Here is a 20,942-nt window from a genome sequence, read left to right as displayed (position 1 = left end):
ACCCGGAACCCATTGATTAAGAGTCAATTGCTCTGCCAATTGAGCTAGAGGTGCAATTGTTTGTTGCTCGCAACGCAAAGAAATAACCCTTGAGCGGCTGCTGCCGCTCAAGGGCCCTTCCCTTTGGTGCACCCCCCGGGACTTGAACCCGGAACCCATTGATTAAGAGTCAATTGCTCTGCCAATTGAGCTAGAGGTGCATTTGTCGATTTCGACCAGCTGAGGGCTTTTCTTCCCTCGTTGATCTCCGCAACGACATGTAACTCTACACGACACTTGCCGAAGTGTGAAATCGGCCTGGGCCTCCTGCGTGTCACTGGCCGGGAGGCTTCAGGACCAGTGCAAAGTCAGGGTTTTGGTTGTTGCTGAGGACCCAAAGTGTGCCGTCCGGCGCAAGCGAAACGTCCCGTAGGCGTCCATAGCCAGCTGTGAGGTATGCCACGGGATTCCCCGCCGTTTTTCCGTTCAGCGGTACCGTCCACAAACGCTGCCCGCGCAGCGCGCACGTGAAGGCCGTTCCGTTGACGATTTCCAGCCCGCTCGGCGAGGCATCCGCCGTCGACGGCCAGACAACCTTGGCATCGATGTAGCCGGTGTGGCCAGGGGCGCCGGTCACTTGTGGCCAACCGTAGTTGCCGCCCGCTTCGATGAGGTTGAGTTCGTCGTTGACGTCGGGCCCGAATTCGCTCGCCCACAGCCTCCCGGAGCTGTCCCATGCCAGACCTTGCACGTTGCGGTGTCCATAGCTGTAAACGGGGTTGTTGCCGAACGGGTTGCCCGGCGCGGCTTTCCCCTCGGGGGTGAGCCGCAGGATCTTCCCGCCGAGCGCATTGCGGTCCTGTGCTTGCTCCGGGTGCTGCGCATCTCCCGTGCCGACGTAGAGGAACCCGTCGGGGCCGAAACGGATGCGCCCGCCGTTGTGGGTCGAGGCTTTGGGAATGCCGGAGAAGATGACTTCGGGTGTGCCGAGACCCAACCGCCCGTCTGCGGCCTGCTCGAGGCGGGTGCGCGAAATCCGGTTGTCCGATTCAGCGGTGAAATAGGCGTAGAGCAGGCGGTCGCTGGCGAACGCCGGGGAGAGTGCCAGCCCCAGCAGGCCGCCTTCGCCGCCCGGCACGACGCCGGGAAACTCGCCTACCGTCGTGGCCCGATTGTTCCGGACCGATTTGATCAGCATTGTGTCGCGTTCGGAGATGATGGCAGTGCCGTCGTCGAGGAACACGATGGACCACGGGAGTGTCAGGTTGAGGTCAAGCTTCCGAAGCAACTCCGGTGCGTTGCCTTGGGTGGGCCCCGGACCGGGGGCACTCCCCGTGCATGCGCCCAGCAGCAAAGCCACGAGGCAGGCCACTAAAATCGGAGCCCGGACAAGCGCAAGGCGGGACCGGAAAACGCTCCCTGAACCCGCCTTTGCTTGGTTCATTGGTTGCAGGGCCGCTTACTGCCCTGGGTCTTCAGGTCCTGGGGGCTCTCAGCGGCGGTTCCTGCGAGGCGGCCGGAAACCGGCTGCCTCGGCGTGGGCGCTCGAAATGAACCAGATTTCGGCCTTGACTTCGTCGTAGGACGGGCTGTCTTCATCGTGGTAGGTCATGGTGTCCGCGTTGCCCTTGACTGTGTAGCCATCGGGGCCGCTCCCGTCAGCGCCGGCCGCAGCCGAGCCTTCACCGTACGGCTGCTCGGCGGCGAGATGCCCGCCCAGCGGTGACGCGCCCGCGGAATCCTGGGCCAGGGTGGTTGACTCAACAGGCGCCGGGACCGCGTCGGTAGCTTCGGCCCGGTCTTCTTGCACCCCTTCCGCAGCAGCGTCGGCTGCCTCCGCCGCGGCGGATTCCGCACCGGGAAGCGTCGGTGCATGGGCGTCCGTGTATTCGCGGTGGTGGATAGGGGCGGGGGCCGCGGGTGCGCCGCCTTCGCTCCAGGTGGCTTCCCACTCGGCGCTGTCGGCCAACTGTTCGGGGGTGGCTGGTTCCGTGCTCGACGACGCCGGAACACCGGCAGCGGCGGCAGCGGCGGGTCCGCCGTCGGCCGCTGTAACGTCGTCGGCCGTCACGCCCCCCTCAAGTTCCGGCTCGGCGGCGATCGGTGCGGCGGCCTCGGAAAGTGCGGCCTCGGAAACCGCGTCCTCGGACAGCACGGGTTCCGAGAGCGCGGGCTCCTCGAACACGGGTTCTTCCGCGGAGGTTCCGGACACGGAGGGCCCTTCCGGGGCGGCCATTCCGGTCTTGAGGGGAGGGACAGGGCCCTCCCAGTCGTCGACGTCGACGCCGCCCGCCTCAGTTGCCGCTTCCGGCTCGGGTTCGGCCTCGGATGCTGCCGCGCGCGACCCGCCGAAGTCTTGATCGGCGGTCGCGGTTGCAGCGACCAAAGGGGCGGAGCCTGTCAGGGCGGCGGAAGCGACATCCATTTGCGGTGACGAGGCGGTCGGTGACGGCGAGGCCGGGGCCATGGCGCCCGAGGAAGACTTCGCTCTATTGCGGCTCAGGAGCCACCAGACAATCGCGACGATCAACACGATGACGATGACCCAGATCAACCAATCCATGGGAGGAGCCCTTCTGTCTGTTCAATTGGCGCATGTCTGTTCGAGTGGCGCAGTGGTCGTGATTTGACGTTACGTCCGTGTCACGGGGCTGTCTAGGTTAGTCAATCGATTCGCGGCCTTCAGCGCCGTCCGCGTTCCTGTCGGATGGAACCGCGGCCGGCAATGAGACTGATGTCTCACATATCGAGACGACTGTCCATTATTTGAATGAAATATTGAATGAAATAGCGCTAAATTCGCCTTAACCCGCCAATCATGTTCGTTGGCCACAGCTCAAGAGTCATAGACTCGTGCCCATGAGTGACCACACCCCAATTGCGACAGACAACCAGCCGGACATCAAGCCACGCAGCCGGGTCGTAACGGACGGCATCCATGCCGCCCCCGCGCGAGGCATGTTCCGGGCCGTAGGCATGGGCGATGATGACTTCGCCAAGCCGCAAATCGGCGTCGCGAGCTCGTGGAACGAAATTACGCCCTGCAACCTCTCCCTGAACCGACTCGCCCAGGGTGCCAAGGAAGGCGTTCACGCCGGCGGTGGTTTCCCCATGCAGTTCGGCACCATTTCCGTTTCGGACGGTATTTCCATGGGCCACGAGGGCATGCACTTTTCCCTTGTTTCGCGCGAAGTCATTGCCGACTCCGTTGAAACGGTCATGCAGGCTGAGCGTATCGACGGCTCTGTTTTGCTGGCCGGTTGCGACAAGTCCCTCCCGGGCATGTTGATGGCGGCTGCCCGCCTGGATCTCGCCAGCGTCTTCCTTTACGCCGGTTCCATCATGCCGGGCTGGGTCAAGCTCGAGGACGGCTCGGAGAAGGAAGTCACCCTCATCGACGCCTTCGAAGCCGTGGGCGCGTGCGCTGCAGGCAAGATGAGCAGGGGTGACCTAGACCGCATCGAACGCGCGATCTGTCCTGGTGAAGGAGCCTGCGGCGGTATGTACACGGCCAACACCATGGCGTGCATCGGCGAAGCCCTCGGCATGTCCCTGCCGGGCTCGGCCGCCCCGCCCTCGGCAGACCGCCGTCGTGATGACTTTGCCCGCAAGTCCGGCGAAGCAGTGGTCAACCTGCTCCGCCTCGGCATCACCGCCCGGGACATCATGACCAAGAAGGCGTTCGAGAACGCCATCGCCGTCACCATGGCCTTCGGCGGTTCCACCAACGCCGTCCTGCACCTGCTCGCGATCGCCCGGGAAGCCGAGGTCGAACTGACCCTGGACGACTTCAACCGCATCGGCGACAAGATCCCGCACTTGGGCGACCTCAAGCCCTTCGGCCGCTATGTCATGACCGACGTCGACAAGATCGGCGGCGTGCCGGTCATCATGAAGGCGCTGCTCGACGCCGGACTGCTGCACGGCGACTGCCTGACGGTCACGGGCAAGACCCTTGCCGAGAACCTGGCCTCCATCAACCCGCCGGACCTGGACGGCAAGATCCTGCGCGCCCTGGACAACCCGATCCACAAGACCGGCGGCATCACCATCCTGCACGGTTCCATGGCGCCGGAAGGTGCCGTCGTGAAGAGCGCAGGCTTTGACGCCGATGTCTTCGAAGGAAACGCCCGCGTGTTCGAACGCGAGCAGGGTGCCCTCGACGCTTTGGACAAGGGTGAGATCAAGGCCGGGGACGTCGTCGTGATCCGCTACGAAGGACCCAAGGGCGGCCCGGGCATGCGTGAGATGCTCGCCATCACCGGCGCCATCAAGGGCGCGGGCCTCGGCAAGGACGTGCTCCTGCTGACCGACGGCCGCTTCTCGGGCGGAACCACCGGTCTGTGCATCGGGCACGTTGCGCCTGAAGCCGTCGACGGCGGTCCCATCGCCTTCGTCAAGGACGGCGACAAGATCCGCGTGGACATCGCCGCCCGTTCGTTCGACCTCCTGGTGGACGAAGCAGAACTCGAGTCCCGCAAGGTCGGCTGGGAGCCCCTCCCGGCCAAGTTCACCAAGGGCGTCCTCGCGAAGTACGCCAAGCTGGTGCACAGCGCCTCCACCGGCGCCTACTGCGGCTAGTTCCGGGTTCCGGCCCAACTGACTCGCACTTGTTGTCGTTTTGACGCCTCATAGCGACAACAACTGCGAGTCAGTTGGGCGGCCGGGCATGACCAACCCGTGGACAATGGGGTCCACATAGTGAGATGACATCTTCATCGTTTGACACTTATCTCACAAAGAGGGAACACTGAACGCATGATCGCATTCGTTACTGTCGGCGCCACCGTGGGCACTGTCGTACTTACCAAGCGCGTGGCCTCCTAGCCCGACTGGTAACGAACCGTCACGCGCAACCCCTCGAAGAGCCGCAAGGCTGAGGGGTTTTTTTATTTCCCGCAGGGGACGGCGCGAAGCAAGAACCCGCATGAACGCAGTACCCACGCAGTAACTTTCACTAATTGATGATCCCCAAAGGAAGAGTCCGATGAGCAAAGGATCGCCGATCAGCCCCTCGCTGATGGCTGCAAAGTCCGCTGGAGCCCCCAAGGCTCCGGAAAAGGTCGACCGTACGGCTGACGCCGTCGTCGACAATGCTGCAACTCTCTCTCCTGTACTCGGGCCGAACAACGTTGTACCCCCAACGGTGATGACCGGCTCGGAAGCTATTGTCCGCTCGCTCGAAGAACTCGGCGTGGACGATATTTTTGGTTTGCCCGGTGGCGCGATCCTCCCCACCTATGACCCCTTGATGGCCTCCAAGATGAATCACGTCCTGGTCCGTCACGAACAGGGAGCCGGCCACGCAGCCCAAGGCTACGCCATGGTTACCGGACGGGTTGGCGTCTGCATCGCCACCTCGGGCCCCGGTGCCACCAACCTCGTTACCGCCATCATGGATGCCCACATGGACTCCGTGCCCCTCGTTGCCATTACCGGCCAGGTATCGGCTTCGGTCATTGGCACGGATGCCTTCCAGGAAGCAGACATCGTCGGCATCACCATGCCGATCACCAAGCATTCCTTCCTGGTGACGGATCCCAATGACATTCCGCATGTCATGGCCGAAGCTTTCTACCTTGCCAGCACCGGGCGTCCCGGTCCGGTACTGGTGGACATCGCCAAGAACGCCCAGCAGGGCACCATGACCTTCTCCTGGCCGCCCAAGATCGATTTGCCGGGCTATCGGCCGGTGGTCCGTGGCCACAACAAGCAGGTGCGCGAGGCTGCCCGGCTGATCGCTGCGGCACACAAGCCTGTCCTGTATGTCGGTGGCGGTGTGGTCAAGGCGCACGCTTCGGCCGAACTGCGCGAACTCGCAGAGCTGACCGGCGCACCCGTGGTGACCACCCTCATGGCCCGCGGCGCGTTCCCGGATTCCCACCCGCAGCACGTCGGCATGCCGGGCATGCACGGCACGGTTTCCGCGGTCACCGCACTGCAGCAGTCCGATCTGCTGATCACCCTCGGTGCGCGCTTCGATGACCGGGTGACAGGTGTCCTCAGCACCTTCGCTCCGCACGCCAAGATCATCCACGCGGACATCGACCCCGCGGAGATTTCCAAGAACCGCACGGCTGACGTTCCGATCGTGGGCTCCGTCAAGGAGATCATTCCGGAACTGAGCGAGGCTGTCCGGAACGCCTTCGAACAATCCGGCACCCCGGACCTCGACGGTTGGTGGGCGTTCCTCAACAACCTCCGCGATACCTACCCCTTGGGCTGGACTGAACCGGACGACGGACTCAGTGCCCCCCAGCGGGTCATCGAACGCATTGGTGCGCTCACCGGTCCGGAAGGCATCTACGTTGCAGGCGTTGGCCAGCACCAGATGTGGGCCGCCCAGTTCATCAAGTACGAGCGTCCCCACGCCTGGCTGAACTCCGGCGGTGCCGGCACCATGGGTTATGCCGTGCCGGCAGCCATGGGCGCCAAGGTCGGCGAACCCGACCGCGTGGTCTGGGCGATCGACGGCGACGGCTGCTTCCAGATGACCAACCAGGAATTGGCCACCTGCGCCATCAACAAAATTCCCATCAAGGTTGCCATCATCAACAACTCCTCGCTGGGCATGGTGCGCCAGTGGCAGACCCTCTTCTATGAAGGCCGCTACTCCAACACCGACCTGAACACCGGCCACGACACCGTCCGTATCCCTGACTTCGTCAAGCTGGCAGACGCCTACGGCTGTGCCGCGTTCCGCTGCGAGCGGGACGAGGATATCGACGCAACCATCCAGAAGGCCCTGGAAATCAATGACCGTCCCGTGGTCATCGACTTCGTGGTCAGCCCGAACTCCATGGTGTGGCCGATGGTCCCTTCCGGAGTCTCGAATGACCAGATCCAGGTCGCCCGCAACATGACCCCGGAATGGGAAGAGGAGGACTAGCCATGAGCCGCCACACACTGTCCGTTCTGGTCGAAGACAAGCCCGGCGTGCTGACCCGCGTGGCCAGCCTCTTCGCCCGGCGGGCCTTCAACATCAACTCCCTGGCCGTCGGCCCCACCGAGGTCTCCGGGATTTCCCGGATGACCGTCGTCGTCGACGCCGATGGCGACCTCATCGAGCAGGTCACCAAACAGCTCAACAAACTGATCAACGTGATCAAGATTGTCGAGCTGACTTCAGAATCTTCCGTGCAACGTGACCACATCCTGGTCAAGGTACGTGCGGATGCCGCGACACGCCTGCAGGTCACCCAAGCTGCAGACTTGTTCCGTGCCTCAGTGGTTGACGTTTCCACAGACTCGGTGGTCATTGAGGCAACCGGTACCCCGGAAAAGCTTGCAGCGCTGCTTTCAGTGCTTGAGCCGTTCGGCATCCGCGAAATAGTGCAGTCCGGCACCTTGGCCGTTGGGCGGGGATCCCGCTCCATGAGTGACAGGGCTTTACGCAGCGCTTAGGCACCGTCTTAGGTACTGCGTAGCAGCCCGATACCGAACCACAGACAATATCTACAAAACCACTCAAGAGGAGTTACGCAAGTGACTGAAATGTTCTACGACGACGACGCAGACCTGTCGATCATCCAGGGTCGCAAGGTTGCCATTGTCGGCTACGGTTCCCAGGGCCACGCCCACGCGCTGAACCTGCGCGACTCCGGCGTCGAGGTTGTCATCGCGCTCAAGGAAGGCTCGAAGTCGATCGCCAAGGCCGAGGACGCAGGCTTCACGGTCAAGAACGTTGCCGACGCCGCCGAATGGGCCGACGTCATCATGATCCTGGCACCGGACCAGCACCAGCGTGCGATCTACAACGACTCCATCAAGGACAAGCTGACCGCCGGCAAGGCCCTTGCCTTCGCCCACGGCTTCAACATCCGTTTCGGCTACATCGAGGCGCCCGAGGGCGTTGACGTCATCCTGATCGCTCCGAAGGCTCCCGGACACACCGTGCGCCGCGAATTCGAAGCCGGCCGCGGTATCCCGGACATCATCGCCGTCGAGCAGGACGCTTCCGGTTCCGCTTGGGAACTGGCCAAGTCCTACGCGAAGGCAATCGGCGGCACCCGTGCCGGCGTCATCAAGACCACCTTCACCGAAGAGACCGAAACCGACCTCTTCGGCGAGCAGGCTGTCCTGTGCGGCGGTGTCTCCCAGCTGATCCAGTACGGCTTCGAGACCCTGACGGAAGCCGGCTACCAGCCGCAGATCGCCTACTTCGAGGTTCTTCACGAGCTCAAGCTCATCGTTGACCTCATGTGGGAGGGCGGCATCGCCAAGCAGCGCTGGAGCGTTTCCGACACCGCAGAGTACGGCGACTACGTCTCCGGCCCGCGCGTCATCGACCCCCGGGTCAAGGAAAACATGGCCGGCGTCCTCGCGGACATCCAGTCCGGTGCCTTCGCCAAGCGTTTCATCGACGACCAGGACAACGGCGCAGTCGAGTTCAAGGAACTGCGGGCCAAGGCAGAGCAGCACCCGATCGAGGGTGTCGGCCGCGAATTGCGTTCGCTGTTCTCCTGGCAGCAGCAGGACGAGGACTACGTCGAAGGCTCCGCAGCCCGCTAGTCAAGGCACCCGTTGAAGCCGCGGCAGGAGCCGTAGCAATTCAACACAGAACGCCGTTCGGGATAGGCTCGAAATGAAGCCGCCCGGCATGGAGGCCGGACCCGGTATACCGGGTCCGGCCTTCGTCGTCAAAGAATCGTTTCACCAAAACCCCACCTGAAAAAGAGAGCTAAAGAGGTCACCGGTGACTAGCACCAAGCCAGTAGTACTCCTCGCTGAGGAACTTTCGCCCGCCACGATCGAGGCCCTTGGTCCGGACTTCGAGATCCGCCAAACCGACGGCGCGGACCGCTCCCAGCTGCTCTCCGCAATCGTCGACGTCGACGCCATCCTCGTGCGTTCAGCCACCCAGGTGGACGCCGAGGCAATTGCCGCAGCCAAGAACCTCAAGATCATCGCGCGTGCCGGTGTCGGCCTGGACAACGTGGACATCAAGGCCGCCACCCAGGCCGGCGTCATGGTGGTCAACGCCCCGACGTCGAACATTGTGTCCGCTGCCGAACTTACGGTCGGCCACATCCTCAGCCTCGCCCGCCACATCCCGCAGGCCAGTTCCGCCCTGAAGGGCGGCGAGTGGAAGCGCTCGAAGTACACGGGCATCGAACTCTTCGAGAAGAAGATCGGCATCATCGGCCTCGGACGCATCGGAGCGCTCGTGGCTGCCCGCCTCCAAGGCTTCGAGACCGAGATCCTCGCCTACGACCCCTACATCACCTCGGCACGCGCGGCGCAACTCGGCGTCAAGCTCGTCACCCTGGACGAGCTGCTTGAGAAGTCGGACTTCATCACCATCCACATGCCCAAAACCCCGGAAACCGTGGGCATGCTGGGCGCCGATGCCTTCAAGAAGATGAAGGAAACGGCGTACGTTGTCAACGTCGCCCGTGGGGGCCTGATCGACGAAGAAGCCCTCCACGAGGCTTTGGAAGACGGCCAGATCGCGGGCGCCGGCATTGACGTTTTCGTCAAGGAGCCGAGCACCGACCTTCCCTTCTTCGGCATGGACAATGTCATCGTGACGCCCCACCTCGGTGCGTCCACGGACGAAGCCCAGGAAAAAGCCGGCGTCTCCGTTGCGAAGTCCGTGCGCCTCGCCCTCGCCGGCGAACTCGTCCCGGATGCAGTCAACGTTGCAGGTGGCGTGATCGCTTCCGACGTTCGCCCCGGAATCCCGCTGATCGAGAAGCTCGGCCGGATCTTCACGGCCCTCACCCACGCATCCCTGACGCAGATCGACGTCGAGGTCGCGGGCGAAATCGCCAGCCTGGACGTGAAGGTCCTCGAGCTGGCAGCGCTCAAGGGGGTGTTCGCCGACGTCGTGACCGAGCAGGTCTCGTACGTCAACGCCCCCGTCATCGCCGAGCAGCGCGGCATCAACACCCGCCTGATCACGACGCCGGAAGCCGAGGACTACCGCAACGTCCTGACTATCCGCGGAGCACTGAGCGACGGCTCCCAGATTTCCGTGGCCGGCACGCTCACCGGGCCCAAGCAGGTCCAGAAGCTCGTGGGCGTCAACGGCTACGACGTCGAAATCCCGATCAGCGAGCACCTGGTGGTTGTTTCCTACGCGGACCGTCCCGGTGTCATCGGTACCATCGGCCACATCCTGGGCATGAACAATATCAATATCGGTGGCATGCAGGTGGCCCGCCAGAGCGAAGGCGGCCAGGTCTTGGCGCTGCTGACGATCGACACTTCGGTGCCCCAGCAGGTCCTTGAAGCCATCAAGGCCGGCATCGGTGCCGACATGGTTCGTGAAGTGGATCTGGAGGACTAGCATCCTCACCGTTTGAGCTAGAAAAGTGTGCCGCAGTTCACATCGGCCACATATTATTGGCCGGTCTGCCTACAATGGCTTGGTCCGAAATTCGGAACCGGCGGCAGGCCGGCCAATAACTTTTGCACGCACCCGGTGGATTCCTCTTGCCTCGGCATGGTTCCAGGGACAGCAGTGTGCACACCCGCAATCCAGGACTCAGGGAGCCCTATGAACGCCGTCCAGAGGTTCATCCGAAGCCGTGTGCTTCTGTTGACCGCGGCCATTTTGATCGTCGCCATGTGTTTGTCCGTATTCATCCAGAGCCAGTCGCAGGCCGCGCTGAACCGGACGGTGGATGAGAACTCGCGCGGCCTTTACGACATCCTGGTTCAGGCCAAGTCCGCGAATACCAAGGACGGCGGGGCACTCCTCCAGCCGGACATCGCGAACGGCCAGGGCGGCATCAGCTTCCCGCAACTCGAGAAGATCCGTGGGCTGAGCGGTGCGTCGGTCGCGGCACCCATCAGCCTCGTTTCCCGGGTGACGCAGAACCTGGAAACCCCGCGTCTCGATGCAATGGACTACCTCGGCTACAACGCAGGGCTGGCCGGCGGAGCCACCGCGGGGGATCCCACCGGAACGGACTCCAAGAGCTGGCCCGCGCCGGAATCCGTGCTTCCCGCGCAGCCCAAGAAGTACCGACTGACGGCCACTGCCGTGAGCTCCGACGGAGTCTCCCAGCAAACCCTCTTCCAGACCAGCGCTGAAGGCACGCTCGGCAAGGGGCAGGTCATAGAGCAGCAGACTGCCGGGGGCAAGAGCATCCGCATCGCCGGCCCCGCGGGGGAGACCGGCATCAAGTTCCCTGCTCCTGCCGGTGGCTCGGAACACAACCTCTTCAACCTTTCCGTGGCGCTCCCCATGGCTCCACAAGTCACCGAGTCGGTGGTCGCCGTCGATCCGACCGCTGAACGCGCCCTCCTGGGCTCGGCCGGAGACTTCCTCGCACCGCTGCAGAAGGCGCCGCCGGCTGACACCCGCAACGCCGGTGCGATCGGCCGCTACTTCGAACAACTCTTCGCCAAGAGCCCTACGCAGCAGGAACTCGAACAAGGCCCGGATTTCATGGGTGTCAAGCTCAAATACTGGGCTCCCCTCATGACCCAGTACCAGCAGGCAAAGCTGTCCGGCCAGATCACGGATGCCTCGCAGGCCATTCCTTTGATCGTCCGGCAGGGAACCTCACTCGATCTGAAGTACTCGGTCAAGATCGAGGAAATCGATGATTCGGGCAAGGTCGTCAACGACGTCGGCACTGTCTCGCGTTCCTTGGACAAGGACTACCTGCCCTTCGTGTCAAAGTCGCCATTCGCCCTGTCATGGCCAGGATCCACGGACCACAGCCAGTTGCTGGGCAACATGGGCAACTTCAGCCAAGGCCTGTACCAGCCAGCCCAGTGGAGCACGGACTTCGCAGCCGCGCCCAAGTACAAGGACGGCGAAACCTCCGCGAATGGAGCCGTCGGCAAGTCCGCCACTCCGGGGGACTGGGTTACCGTCAACAAGCTGCCCGAGAAGTCTGCTTTCGGGGCGATGGTGGACCAGAGCCAGCGCAAGCCAGTCGACGAGCGCTCGTACCGGGAGAACCTTTCCACGGGATCGAAGCCAGCTACCCCGCTGCCGATCGTCTACGGGACGTTTGATCCGGCCCAGATCCAGAAAGCGGCAGGCGACGTCAACAAGCTGCCCCTGGGTGGCTACGATCCGGCCCCGATGACGCTCCAGAAGGACGCGTCCGGCAATGACACCCCAGCAAAGGGCCTCAAGCCCTCGCTGAGCGACACGGGCCTGGTCAGCCAGTCTGCCGGGGCGATTACCGACTACTACGGCCTTGCCGCCGCGCGCGGTTACGATTCCAACGCCAACGTGATCGATGCCGTCCGGGTCCGCGCCAGCGCGCCGGGCAACTGGAAGCAAGCCCAACCGGAGGTCGACAAGCTCGCAGCCCAGATCCGTGACATGGGTCTCGAAGCCACAGTGGTGGCCGGCTCCGCGCGTGAAGACGCCAACATCTTCGTCCCTGGATACTCAAAGGACGACGCCGGCAAGGAATCCGCACTGGGCACCGTCCAGCAGTCGTGGGTTCGGCAGGATGCCGCCGATGCCGTTTCCGGCTCCCTGACTGGCACCAACATCACCCTCCTCTTCCTCACGCTGTGCGGGGCCACCCTCCTGACCGGCGCTTCCACAGTCAGCTATATCCGCCAGCGACGCAGCGAGGCGGGGATCCTCCGCGCCATGGGCTGGACCCAAAGGAAGATCCGAAGTTGGGTCCTTGAGGAGTTTGGCATCGGTGCGGGGATCGTTGCCGTGGCAGGCATTGCGCTGAGCCTTCTGAGCTGGAACCTGGCTACGGTCATTGTTTCCGCGTCGGTGTTGCTCATTTACTGCGCTGCCGCCTATATCGCGGCCCAGCAATTGCGGCACCGGGACGTCGTTGACCAGGAACCACAACACGATGAACGCCTGATCCCGGTGGATTCGCCGCTGACGTTTGCGTACCGCCAGCTGGTCACCCACCGTTTCAGCTCAGTGGCGCTGGCCGTGGCCGTGGGCGTATTCGGGGCGGCCGTTGGTGCCCTGATCGCCTTGCTCATTGACATCCCGCGGGCAGCTGGAGCCAGCGCCCTCAGCGGGCTCGCCTCCGCCACCGTCGCGCTGCCGAGCGTCATCCTGGCAGTCTGCGGGGTGCTCGTTGGCCTCGTGCTGACCTTGGTCACGGGTCGGTTCGAACTCCAGGCCAGGCGGGAACAGCTCGGCACGCTCCGGGCCATGGGCTGGAACCCGGACATGCTGGGACAGGTCCGATTCTTCGAAAATGCCTTGGTCGGAGCCGTGGCCCTGATCCTGGGCGTCCTGGGGGCGCTGGGCCTGGGCCTGCTGCTCGCCCCTTATGCCGCACTTTGGGCCGCGTTGGCCGGAGTGCTGGCCGTAATTTGCTGGATTCCCATTGCAACGAAAGTGGTCAAATGACTGACAATCTCCAACCCGATCTGACCGCGACCACGGAATCCACCGACGAGTCGTTCCAGACCCGCGCCAACACCATCGTGCGGGCTTCCGACCACGGCATGCCCCTGCAGTTGAGCAACATCACCATCCGCTATGGCGGTGACAAGGGTGGCGCTGAGCCGGTCACCGTCGTCGAGGACTTCAACCTGACCCTGCACGCCGGTGAGATGCACTGCGTCGCCGGGCGAAGCGGCTCAGGCAAGACCAGCATCCTGACAGTCGGAGCGGGACTGACGCTCCCGACGTCGGGCCGTGTCCTCTGGGAGGGCGACTCCCTAGAGAAGATGGGCGACGACGAAATCGCCGACCGCCGCCGCGCCCTGATCGGGTACGTGGACCAGGGCGGCGCCTTGATCGACGGCATGAGCGCTTTGGAGAATGTGCTGTTGCCGGCCGTTCCCGACGGCGAAGTGGAGCAGCGCACCGAAATGGCCAAAGACCTGCTGGACCTTGTGGGGCTGGGCCGGCGGATGCGCCACCGTCCGGCGCAACTGTCCGGCGGTGAGCGCCAGCGTGTCGCGATCGCCCGGGCCCTGATCCTGGGCACCCGCGTGCTGGTGGTCGACGAACCAACGGCCAGCCTGGACCGTACCTCGGCAAACCGCATCATCAGCATCCTGAAGGACACCACCAAGGACGGGATTGCCGTGCTCGTGGCGTCGCACGACCACGAGCTTGTCAGGCTCAGCGATACGCTGACTGAATTGAACTAGTAGCCGATGCCTCCGGACCGGCCGTCACATGCGGCCGGTCCGGTCTTTCCATCTCCAAGAGAAGGTAACTTCGTAGAGTGACGTCTCCAGATAAATCCCCGTTCTACATCACCACAGCCATTACGTACCCGAACGGCGAGCCGCATATCGGGCATGCCTACGAGTACATCGCCACCGATGCGATGGCCCGGTTCAAGCGCCTCGACGGCTACGACGTGATGTTCCTGACCGGTACGGACGAGCACGGCATGAAGATTGCCCAGGCGGCGGAGAAGGAAGGCATCACGCCGAAGGAACTCGTGGACCGGAATGCCGAAATCTACAAGGCCGCCCACGCTGCCTTGGGCATCTCCTACGACCGCTTCATCCGCACCACGGACGCCGATCACTATGCTGCCTCCCAAGCCATCTGGAAGAAGATGGAAGCCAAGGGGGACATTTACCTGTCCAAGTACGAGGGCTGGTACTCGGTCCGCGACGAGGCCTATTACACCGAGGACGAGACCGTACTGAAGGACGACGGCGTCCGCTACTCGCGCGGGACCGACACCGAAGTCACGTGGACCGCCGAGGAGAGCTACTTCTTCCGCTTGTCCTCCTACCAGGACAGGTTGCTGGCCTTGTACGAGGAGCAGCCGGAATTCGGCGCGCCCCAGTACCGCTTCAACGAGGTCATCAGCTTCGTCAAGCAGGGGCTGCAGGACTTGTCCATCAGCCGGACGACGTTCGACTGGGGTGTACCGGTGCCGGGGAACGACAAGCACGTTATGTACGTGTGGGTTGATGCCCTGACCAATTACCTGACGGGCATCGGCTACCCGGATGCCGAATCGGAGGCGTTCCGTAAGTTCTGGCCCGCGGACGTCCACGTCATCGGCAAGGACATCTCGCGGTTCCATGCGATCTTCTGGCCCGCCTTCCTGATGAGCGCAGGCCTGGAGTTGCCTAAGCGCGTCATGATCCATGGCTTCCTGACCAACAATGGGGTCAAGATGTCGAAGTCCCTCGGCAACGTGGTGGCCCCCAAGGACTTCGTCGAGCAGTACGGACTGGACCAGGTGCGTTTCTTCTTCCTCCGCGAAGTGCCCTTCGGCGCCGACGGCAGCTACAACCACGAGGCGATCGTGGGCCGCATGAACGCAGACCTCGCCAACAACTTCGGCAACCTGGCCCAGCGTTCGCTGTCCATGGTGGCCAAGAACTGCGAAGGCAAGGTTCCCGTTCCCGGCGATTTCTCGGCCGAGGACACCGCGCTGCTGGCCCAGGCCGCCGGACTGCTGGACGTGGCCCGCGCCGCTTTCGAGAAGCAGGAATTCAGCCGTGCCCTCGAGGCAATCTGGGCCGTGCTGGGCGACACCAATGCGTACTTCGCCGAGCAGGCCCCGTGGGTGCTGCGCAAGACCGACGTCGAGCGCATGAACACGGTCCTGTACGTCACGCTGGAGGTTGTCCGCATCGTGGCGATCCTCACCCAGCCGGTCATGCCGACGTCGGCCGCCAAGCTGCTTGAGGTGCTGGGACAGCCGGAAGGCGAGGCCCGCCGGTTCGCGGCCATCGCAACGCCGATCGTCCCCGGCACCGAGCTCCCGGCCCCGGCCCCGGTCTTCCCGCGCTACGAGGAGCCTGCCGAGTCCTAGACGCCCGCTCACTTCTGCTGTGCGTGACACCCCTTCACCCCACCGGGTGAGGGGGTGCTCTTTTTCCCGTCGCATGACCGGTCGATGTCCTGCCTCGTTGCTGGAGCCGGGGCAGTTTGTAGTCCTAGGTGTCGGAACAAGCGCGCTTAGCGTGGCGAGGGCAATCCCCAGTGATTTTCGTGGCACGGTAGCGACCAATTCGCTGCTTGTGGCCATCGAACTTTCGAACCATCCGAACGTGGTGGTCCACGCGGCCGGGGGCCGGCTCCGAGGCGGGGATATGGCGCTGTCCAACTCCAACGCCCAAAACTTCTTCAGGGACCTGCACGGGCTCATCACCGACTCCGAACCACCAGCCACCATCCGTGAAGCACTCGAAAAGAGCGGCGGCGTCACAATCATCGCGTAACCCACCACCTCTCGACACCTCCGCGCCGCGTCACGCCGAGCAGGTTTTTGGCGCCCCCAACGGACTGCGAGCCCGGGATTCCGGGGTTCGGAGCAGTGTGGGCGGCAAAAAGGTGCGTGACGTGACGCGGTGCCGAGTGCTATTGCAGGATCGCGTCGGCTTCGACTTCGACCAGAAGGTCGTCGGCTGCCAGGGCGCCGACCTCGACGACGGCGGTCACGGGACGGATGTCGCCGAAGATTTCACCGTGGACGGCGCCAACGGCGTCGAAGTCTGCAATGTCAGTGAGATAGACCCTGGTGCGTACGACGTCGGCGAATGATCCGCCGGCCTGGATGAGGGCGGTCTCGATGCGGCTGAAGATTTCGCGGGCCTGGGCGGCGGCATCGTTTCCGCCGACTGCGCCGTTGCTGGAGCCGGCGGTGGTTCCCGCCACGAGGATCTGGTTTCCGACGCGGACCGCGCGGGAGTAGCCGAGGATCGGTTCGCGGGCGGATCCGGATGAGATGTTCTGGCGCTCGTTCAAGGGTTCTCGTGATTGTAGTTTTTGTCCGGCTGGTTCAGGTCCGGCGGTGCCGGTGACTATTTGGCGAGGCCCTGCGGCGGATTCGACGGGTGGCTGGACTTCCAAGTGGTACCTTCGCGCCGGCGAGTGGAGATCCAGCCGGAGCAGGTAGCGGCCGGGATAAGGCGGCCTGGAGCCTACCTGTAAACGCGTACCCGCCACTCGCGTTAATTAGTAGCCGGAAACCTAGCCTGAAAAGCAAGCGAACTGATGACACTTTCTGGGGAGTAACTGTCAAGATTCATCTCGCTGGTTGAGGTCTCCCGTACTCGTCTTTCCTGGGTCTCGAAGACGGTTACTCCCGCAAAGTCTGGTCAGCTCGAACCTGACGTGGTTGGAGGGACCGAAATGAAACGAACTATTGCCACCATGGGGGTTGTGGGCCTGGGATTGCTGGGTGCCACAGTGTCGGCGAATGCTGCACCCTCAGACAAGATCACCATCTGTCACGCCACACATTCGGCGTCGCACCCATACGTAGCAGTGACCATGAGCCTGTCGGCGCTGTCCGGGCATGTCACAGACACTGCCGACATCGTTCCCGCAAACGCGGGCGACTTCATGCCTAACGGTCAAAACCTGACCCCGGAGAACATCGCCATCCTTAACGCCGGCTGCGTCGTGGCGAGCGCGCCGGTGACGAGTCCGCCGGTGGTCAGCCCGCCGGTGACAAGCCCGCCGGTGACAAGCCCGCCGGTGACGAACCCGCCGGTGACGAACCCGCCGGTAACCAGCCCGCCCGTGACGAGCCCGCCGGTGAGTCCGGGGGGTCCTGTGGAGCGGCTGGAGCCAGTGGCGCCGCCGGTCGTCGCGCCCGTGGTTCCACCCGTCGCTGCGCCTGCAGCCCCCGCGCCTGCAGCCGCCACCCCTACAGCCGCCACCCCCGCCGCGGCCGGAGCTGCTGCCGGTGCTGCAGCCGCGCCGGACCCCTCGATAACCAATGTGGGCTACAACGTCCAGACGGCCGTTGGCGGGAAGGCGGACGCAGGTATCCCCGGTTGGCTTGCCAGCCTGACTGCTCTCTTTAGTGCAGTGGCCGCGTTTGTCGTCGTGAGGAGCGGTGTGCGGGCCCGGAAGGCCGTCCGCTAGCCAAACCCCGATGGGTGCCGCAATGCGATGTGCGGCACCCATCCACCTTCTTCGCAGCCTCCGGGAGGAATCATGGCAAGTCACCGTTACGCGCGGCAGCCTCGCTTAGCCGGCATCGGGGGGCTACTCATCAGTTCCAGGGATCTTTTCCTGTTGGTGCTTTGCTTCGGGGGGCTGCTTGCCTCCTGGCTGGTCTATGGTGCGTCCGGCTCAGCGAATCCGCCCGCGTCCAACGCAGGGCAGCCAGCGCTTTCGTCGCCGGCTCCTGCGATCAAGCCCGGGCCGAACCGTGCGGCGGTGGGCGCTCCTCCTGCCACTGGGGCGGGAACGCCTCTGCCTGCGGCGTCGGCCCCTTTGCAGATTACATACCCGGCGGTGGGCCTCAATGTGGTGGTTCACCCGCTGCGACCGGACGCAGCTGGCGGGCAGAACATTGAGCCGCCGGAGACCCTGGATGGATACTGGCTCAGTCCGTTTGGAACCCCTGGAGCGGGCTCGACGAATACCACTTACGTGATCGGGCACAGTTGGGAAGGCCTCGATGAGCCGTTCAACCATCTCAGCTACGCAGCAGCCCCTGGGGATGAGCTCAAAGTCGTCACTGCAACGGGAACGATGACATACAAAGTCGAGTCCGTCACGACCTACACAAAATCGACTTTGAAAGACAGTCCCGTCTGGATGGCCGTGCCCAACCGCCTCGTCCTGATCAGCTGCTACACGCAGGATCTCTGGGGCAAGAATGTCGCCGTGGTCGCTTCACCTGTTCCCGGCCAATAGCTTCTCGCGGATGGCCCTCCTCAAGACTGCCCGGCGCTCAAATGGTGAGACGATTTTGACCAACATGTGGATGCATTGGCAGTCTGAAAGAATGAGCGCAACGCAAACCGCCGCAACGATCAACCTGGCTGTCATTCCCGGCGACGGCATTGGCCCCGAAGTCATTGCCGAAGCCCTCAAGGTCCTGGAAAAGGTCGTCGCCGAAGAAGGCGTCACCTTGGAGCAGACCGAATACAAGCTTGGAGCCCAGCACTGGCTCGAAACCGGCGAAACCCTCCCGGACGAGGTCCTGGCCGACCTGCGCACCCGCGACGCCATCCTGTTCGGCGCTGTCGGTGCCGCACCGGGAGACACGCGTATTCCTTCCGGCATCATTGAACGCGAGATGCTGCTCAAGCTCCGCTTCAGCCTGGACCACTTTGTGAACCTGCGCCCGTCGCGGCTCTATGGCACGGTGGGCAGCCCGCTGGCCAACCCCGGAAACATCGATTTCATCGTGGTCCGAGAAGGCACCGAGGGTCCGTACGTCGGCAACGGCGGTACGCTGCGCGGCGGGACCCCGCATGAGGTTGCCACCGAAGTGTCGCTCAACACGGCCCACGGCGTCGAGCGCGTCGTCCGGGACGCCTTCCGCCGCGCCAGCGAGCGTCCCCGCAAGCACGTGACCCTCGTCCATAAGCACAACGTCCTGGTCTTCGCAGGCCACTTGTGGAAGCGCACAGTTGAGGCCGTGGCCGAGGAATTCCCTGAGGTCACCCACGACTACCTGCACATCGACGCCGCGACGATCTTCATGGTCACCGACCCCTCCCGCTTCGACGTGATCGTCACCGACAACCTCTTCGGAGACATCATCACCGATCTCGCCGCGGCCATCACCGGCGGCATCGGACTGGCAGCCTCAGGCAACATCAACATGGACCGCACCGCGCCCTCCATGTTCGAACCCGTCCACGGTTCCGCCCCGGATATCGCCGGACAGCAGAAAGCGGATCCCACCGCGGCCATCCTGTCCGCGGCCTTGTTACTGGACCACCTCGGCTACACGACCGCTGCCCGCAGGATCGAAGCCGCCGTCGTCGCCGACATTGAAAGCCGCAACGGCGATGGCCGCAGCACCGCGGCCATCGGCGACGCGATTGCGGCCGCACTTTAGGGCCTGCACTGGCACTTTAGGGTCTGTGCCCGGGCGTAAGCTTTACTTGAATTATTTACCTGCTGCCGTGGTCCGTCGCTGAACCATATCCTCCAAGAGATGGTTCGCTCTGCCTGGTAGCCGACTGGAGGAAACATGACTCAGACTGCCCACGGCGTCGAATTCAGCCAGCAGCTCTCGGAGACCCCGAAGTCTGCTGAGGAGCGTGCAGCTATCCTGGCAAACCCGGGATTTGGCGACTACTTCACCGACAACACCGTCATCGTCGACTACAGCGTTGACACAGAGGGCAAGGGCGGCTGGCACAGTGCCCGCGTCGAGGCCTACGGACCGATTTCACTGGATCCTTCGGCGGCAGTGCTGCACTACGGCCAGGAGATCTTCGAAGGCCTCAAGGCATACCGCCACGCCGACGGCTCAGTGTGGACATTCCGTCCCGAGGCCAACGCCGCGCGCCTGAACAAGTCGGCCCGCCGCCTGGCCCTCCCGGAACTGCCTGAGGAATACTTCCTCGGCGCCATCCGCGAACTCGTGCAGGCGGACAAGGAATGGGTTCCGTCCGGCGACGGCGAGGCCCTGTACTTGCGCCCGTTCATGATCGCGACGGAAGCGTTCCTGGGTGTCCGCGCCGCCCGCGAGGTTTCCTTCCGGGTCATCGCCTCTCCGGCCGGCAATTACTTCGGCGGCGAACTCAAGCCGGTATCCATCTGGATCTCCCGTGAATACGCGCGTGCCGGCCGTGGCGGAACTGGTGCGGCCAAGTGCGGTGGAAACTACGCCGCATCCCTGATTGCCCAGATGGAAGCCGAGGAGAACGGCTGCAAGCAGGTCCTCTTCCTGGACCACTTCAACGACGACGCCGTCGAGGAACTCGGGGGCATGAACGTCTTCTTCGTCATGAAGGACGGCTCACTCGCCACTCCCGCACTCACCGGAACCATCCTTGAAGGCGTGACCCGTTCTTCCGTCATCCAGGTGGCGAAGGACATGGGCCGCGAGGTTTCAGAGCGCAAGATCACGCTCGCAGAATGGCGTGACGGCGTGGCTTCCGGCGAAATCGCCGAGGTCTTCGCTTGCGGAACCGCGGCCGTCATCACCCCGATCGGCGTGCTCAAGGACAAGACCGAGTTCATCGGCTCCGAGGACGCCAAGGCAGGCGAAACCACCATGGCCATCCGCGAGCAGTTGCTCGGCATCCAGACCGGAACGGTCGAGGACAAGCACGGCTGGCTCACCCGCCTGGCCTAAGGTTCAGTAGAGCGCCCGACG

Annotated in this window: 16 protein-coding genes and 1 tRNA gene; 13 read left to right on the top strand and 4 right to left on the bottom strand. The window is 63.6% G+C overall.

Annotated features, from left to right (window positions below; genetic code table 11):
• Window positions 1–124 precede the first annotated feature (124 nt).
• The 3 genes from QRN59_RS22285 to QRN59_RS22275 all read right to left on the bottom strand — a co-directional run bounded on the left by QRN59_RS22285 (window position 125) and on the right by QRN59_RS22275 (window position 2,542).
• A tRNA-Lys gene (locus QRN59_RS22285) sits at window positions 125–200 on the bottom strand.
• Between the two features lie 113 nt (window positions 201–313).
• A complete protein-coding gene (locus QRN59_RS22280; RefSeq protein WP_284984614.1) occupies window positions 314–1,423 on the bottom strand; it encodes a PQQ-dependent sugar dehydrogenase in 1,110 nt (369 codons plus the stop codon).
• Between the two features lie 48 nt (window positions 1,424–1,471).
• On the bottom strand, window positions 1,472–2,542 hold the full coding sequence (locus QRN59_RS22275) for a sunset domain-containing protein (protein ID WP_284984613.1): 1,071 nt from the start codon (window positions 2,540–2,542) through the stop codon (window positions 1,472–1,474).
• Window positions 2,543–2,838: 296 nt separating this feature from the next.
• Between QRN59_RS22275 and ilvD the strand changes: the two genes are divergently transcribed.
• From ilvD to QRN59_RS22230, 9 genes are all read left to right on the top strand, one after another.
• Window positions 2,839–4,560 carry a dihydroxy-acid dehydratase gene (gene ilvD, locus QRN59_RS22270; RefSeq protein WP_284984612.1) on the top strand — a complete coding sequence of 574 codons (1,722 nt, stop codon included), beginning with the start codon at window positions 2,839–2,841 and terminating at the stop codon, window positions 4,558–4,560.
• A 406-nt stretch (window positions 4,561–4,966) separates the two neighbouring features.
• Window positions 4,967–6,868 carry an acetolactate synthase large subunit gene (locus QRN59_RS22265; protein WP_284984611.1) on the top strand — a complete coding sequence of 634 codons (1,902 nt, stop codon included), beginning with the start codon at window positions 4,967–4,969 and terminating at the stop codon, window positions 6,866–6,868.
• Window positions 6,869–6,870: 2 nt separating this feature from the next.
• The gene (gene ilvN / locus QRN59_RS22260) at window positions 6,871–7,383 is read left to right on the top strand and encodes an acetolactate synthase small subunit (protein WP_028264679.1); all 513 of its coding nucleotides are present in this window, start codon (window positions 6,871–6,873) and stop codon (window positions 7,381–7,383) included.
• An 81-nt stretch (window positions 7,384–7,464) separates the two neighbouring features.
• Entirely contained in the window at window positions 7,465–8,490 is a 1,026-nt protein-coding gene (gene ilvC, locus QRN59_RS22255; protein WP_078108575.1) for a ketol-acid reductoisomerase, read from the top strand.
• A 184-nt stretch (window positions 8,491–8,674) separates the two neighbouring features.
• A complete protein-coding gene (gene serA / locus QRN59_RS22250) occupies window positions 8,675–10,270 on the top strand; it encodes a phosphoglycerate dehydrogenase (RefSeq protein ID WP_236811602.1) in 1,596 nt (531 codons plus the stop codon).
• 210 nt (window positions 10,271–10,480) lie between these two features.
• Complete coding sequence (locus QRN59_RS22245) at window positions 10,481–13,285, top strand: ABC transporter permease (protein ID WP_284984610.1); 2,805 nt, start codon at window positions 10,481–10,483, stop codon at window positions 13,283–13,285.
• The gene (locus tag QRN59_RS22240; RefSeq protein ID WP_284984609.1) at window positions 13,282–14,037 is read left to right on the top strand and encodes an ABC transporter ATP-binding protein; all 756 of its coding nucleotides are present in this window, start codon (window positions 13,282–13,284) and stop codon (window positions 14,035–14,037) included. The genes QRN59_RS22245 and QRN59_RS22240 overlap by 4 nt, the downstream gene beginning before the upstream one ends.
• A 77-nt stretch (window positions 14,038–14,114) precedes the next feature.
• Window positions 14,115–15,674 carry a methionine--tRNA ligase gene (gene metG, locus QRN59_RS22235; RefSeq protein ID WP_284984608.1) on the top strand — a complete coding sequence of 520 codons (1,560 nt, stop codon included), beginning with the start codon at window positions 14,115–14,117 and terminating at the stop codon, window positions 15,672–15,674.
• A 73-nt stretch (window positions 15,675–15,747) separates the two neighbouring features.
• On the top strand, window positions 15,748–16,083 hold the full coding sequence (locus QRN59_RS22230) for a DeoR/GlpR family DNA-binding transcription regulator (RefSeq protein WP_284984607.1): 336 nt from the start codon (window positions 15,748–15,750) through the stop codon (window positions 16,081–16,083).
• Window positions 16,084–16,222: 139 nt separating this feature from the next.
• Here QRN59_RS22230 and QRN59_RS22225 read toward each other — a convergent pair whose 3' ends face one another.
• Window positions 16,223–16,609 (bottom strand): RidA family protein, encoded by a 387-nt coding sequence (locus QRN59_RS22225; RefSeq protein WP_284984606.1) that lies wholly within the window; start codon window positions 16,607–16,609, stop codon window positions 16,223–16,225.
• A gap of 387 nt (window positions 16,610–16,996) precedes the next feature.
• Here QRN59_RS22225 and QRN59_RS22220 point away from each other — a divergent pair, with 387 nt between their 5' ends.
• The 4 genes from QRN59_RS22220 to QRN59_RS22205 all read left to right on the top strand — a co-directional run bounded on the left by QRN59_RS22220 (window position 16,997) and on the right by QRN59_RS22205 (window position 20,921).
• On the top strand, window positions 16,997–17,737 hold the full coding sequence (locus QRN59_RS22220; RefSeq protein WP_284984605.1) for a hypothetical protein: 741 nt from the start codon (window positions 16,997–16,999) through the stop codon (window positions 17,735–17,737).
• Window positions 17,738–17,809: 72 nt separating this feature from the next.
• Window positions 17,810–18,517 carry a class F sortase gene (locus QRN59_RS22215; RefSeq protein WP_284984604.1) on the top strand — a complete coding sequence of 236 codons (708 nt, stop codon included), beginning with the start codon at window positions 17,810–17,812 and terminating at the stop codon, window positions 18,515–18,517.
• 91 nt (window positions 18,518–18,608) lie between these two features.
• On the top strand, window positions 18,609–19,673 hold the full coding sequence (locus tag QRN59_RS22210) for a 3-isopropylmalate dehydrogenase (protein ID WP_502871102.1): 1,065 nt from the start codon (window positions 18,609–18,611) through the stop codon (window positions 19,671–19,673).
• A gap of 135 nt (window positions 19,674–19,808) precedes the next feature.
• A complete protein-coding gene (locus QRN59_RS22205) occupies window positions 19,809–20,921 on the top strand; it encodes a branched-chain amino acid aminotransferase (RefSeq protein ID WP_284984603.1) in 1,113 nt (370 codons plus the stop codon).
• The last annotated feature ends 21 nt before the right edge of the window (window positions 20,922–20,942 follow it).

It is taken from the genome of Arthrobacter sp. efr-133-TYG-118 (assembly GCF_030209755.1).
Lineage (GTDB): Bacteria > Actinomycetota > Actinomycetes > Actinomycetales > Micrococcaceae > Arthrobacter.
This window is presented reverse-complemented; position numbering and strand designations above follow the sequence as displayed.

Coding starts and splice junctions, on each gene's coding strand:
- QRN59_RS22280 (WP_284984614.1), bottom strand. CDS start 1,423: ATGAACCAAGCAAAGGCGGGTTCAGGGAGCGTTTTCCGGTCCCGCCTT.
- QRN59_RS22275 (WP_284984613.1), bottom strand. CDS start 2,542: ATGGATTGGTTGATCTGGGTCATCGTCATCGTGTTGATCGTCGCGATT.
- ilvD (WP_284984612.1), top strand. CDS start 2,839: ATGAGTGACCACACCCCAATTGCGACAGACAACCAGCCGGACATCAAG.
- QRN59_RS22265 (WP_284984611.1), top strand. CDS start 4,967: ATGAGCAAAGGATCGCCGATCAGCCCCTCGCTGATGGCTGCAAAGTCC.
- ilvN (WP_028264679.1), top strand. CDS start 6,871: ATGAGCCGCCACACACTGTCCGTTCTGGTCGAAGACAAGCCCGGCGTG.
- QRN59_RS22245 (WP_284984610.1), top strand. CDS start 10,481: ATGAACGCCGTCCAGAGGTTCATCCGAAGCCGTGTGCTTCTGTTGACC.
- QRN59_RS22240 (WP_284984609.1), top strand. CDS start 13,282: ATGACTGACAATCTCCAACCCGATCTGACCGCGACCACGGAATCCACC.
- QRN59_RS22230 (WP_284984607.1), top strand. CDS start 15,748: ATGACCGGTCGATGTCCTGCCTCGTTGCTGGAGCCGGGGCAGTTTGTA.
- QRN59_RS22220 (WP_284984605.1), top strand. CDS start 16,997: ATGAAACGAACTATTGCCACCATGGGGGTTGTGGGCCTGGGATTGCTG.
- QRN59_RS22215 (WP_284984604.1), top strand. CDS start 17,810: ATGGCAAGTCACCGTTACGCGCGGCAGCCTCGCTTAGCCGGCATCGGG.
- QRN59_RS22210 (WP_502871102.1), top strand. CDS start 18,609: ATGAGCGCAACGCAAACCGCCGCAACGATCAACCTGGCTGTCATTCCC.
- QRN59_RS22205 (WP_284984603.1), top strand. CDS start 19,809: ATGACTCAGACTGCCCACGGCGTCGAATTCAGCCAGCAGCTCTCGGAG.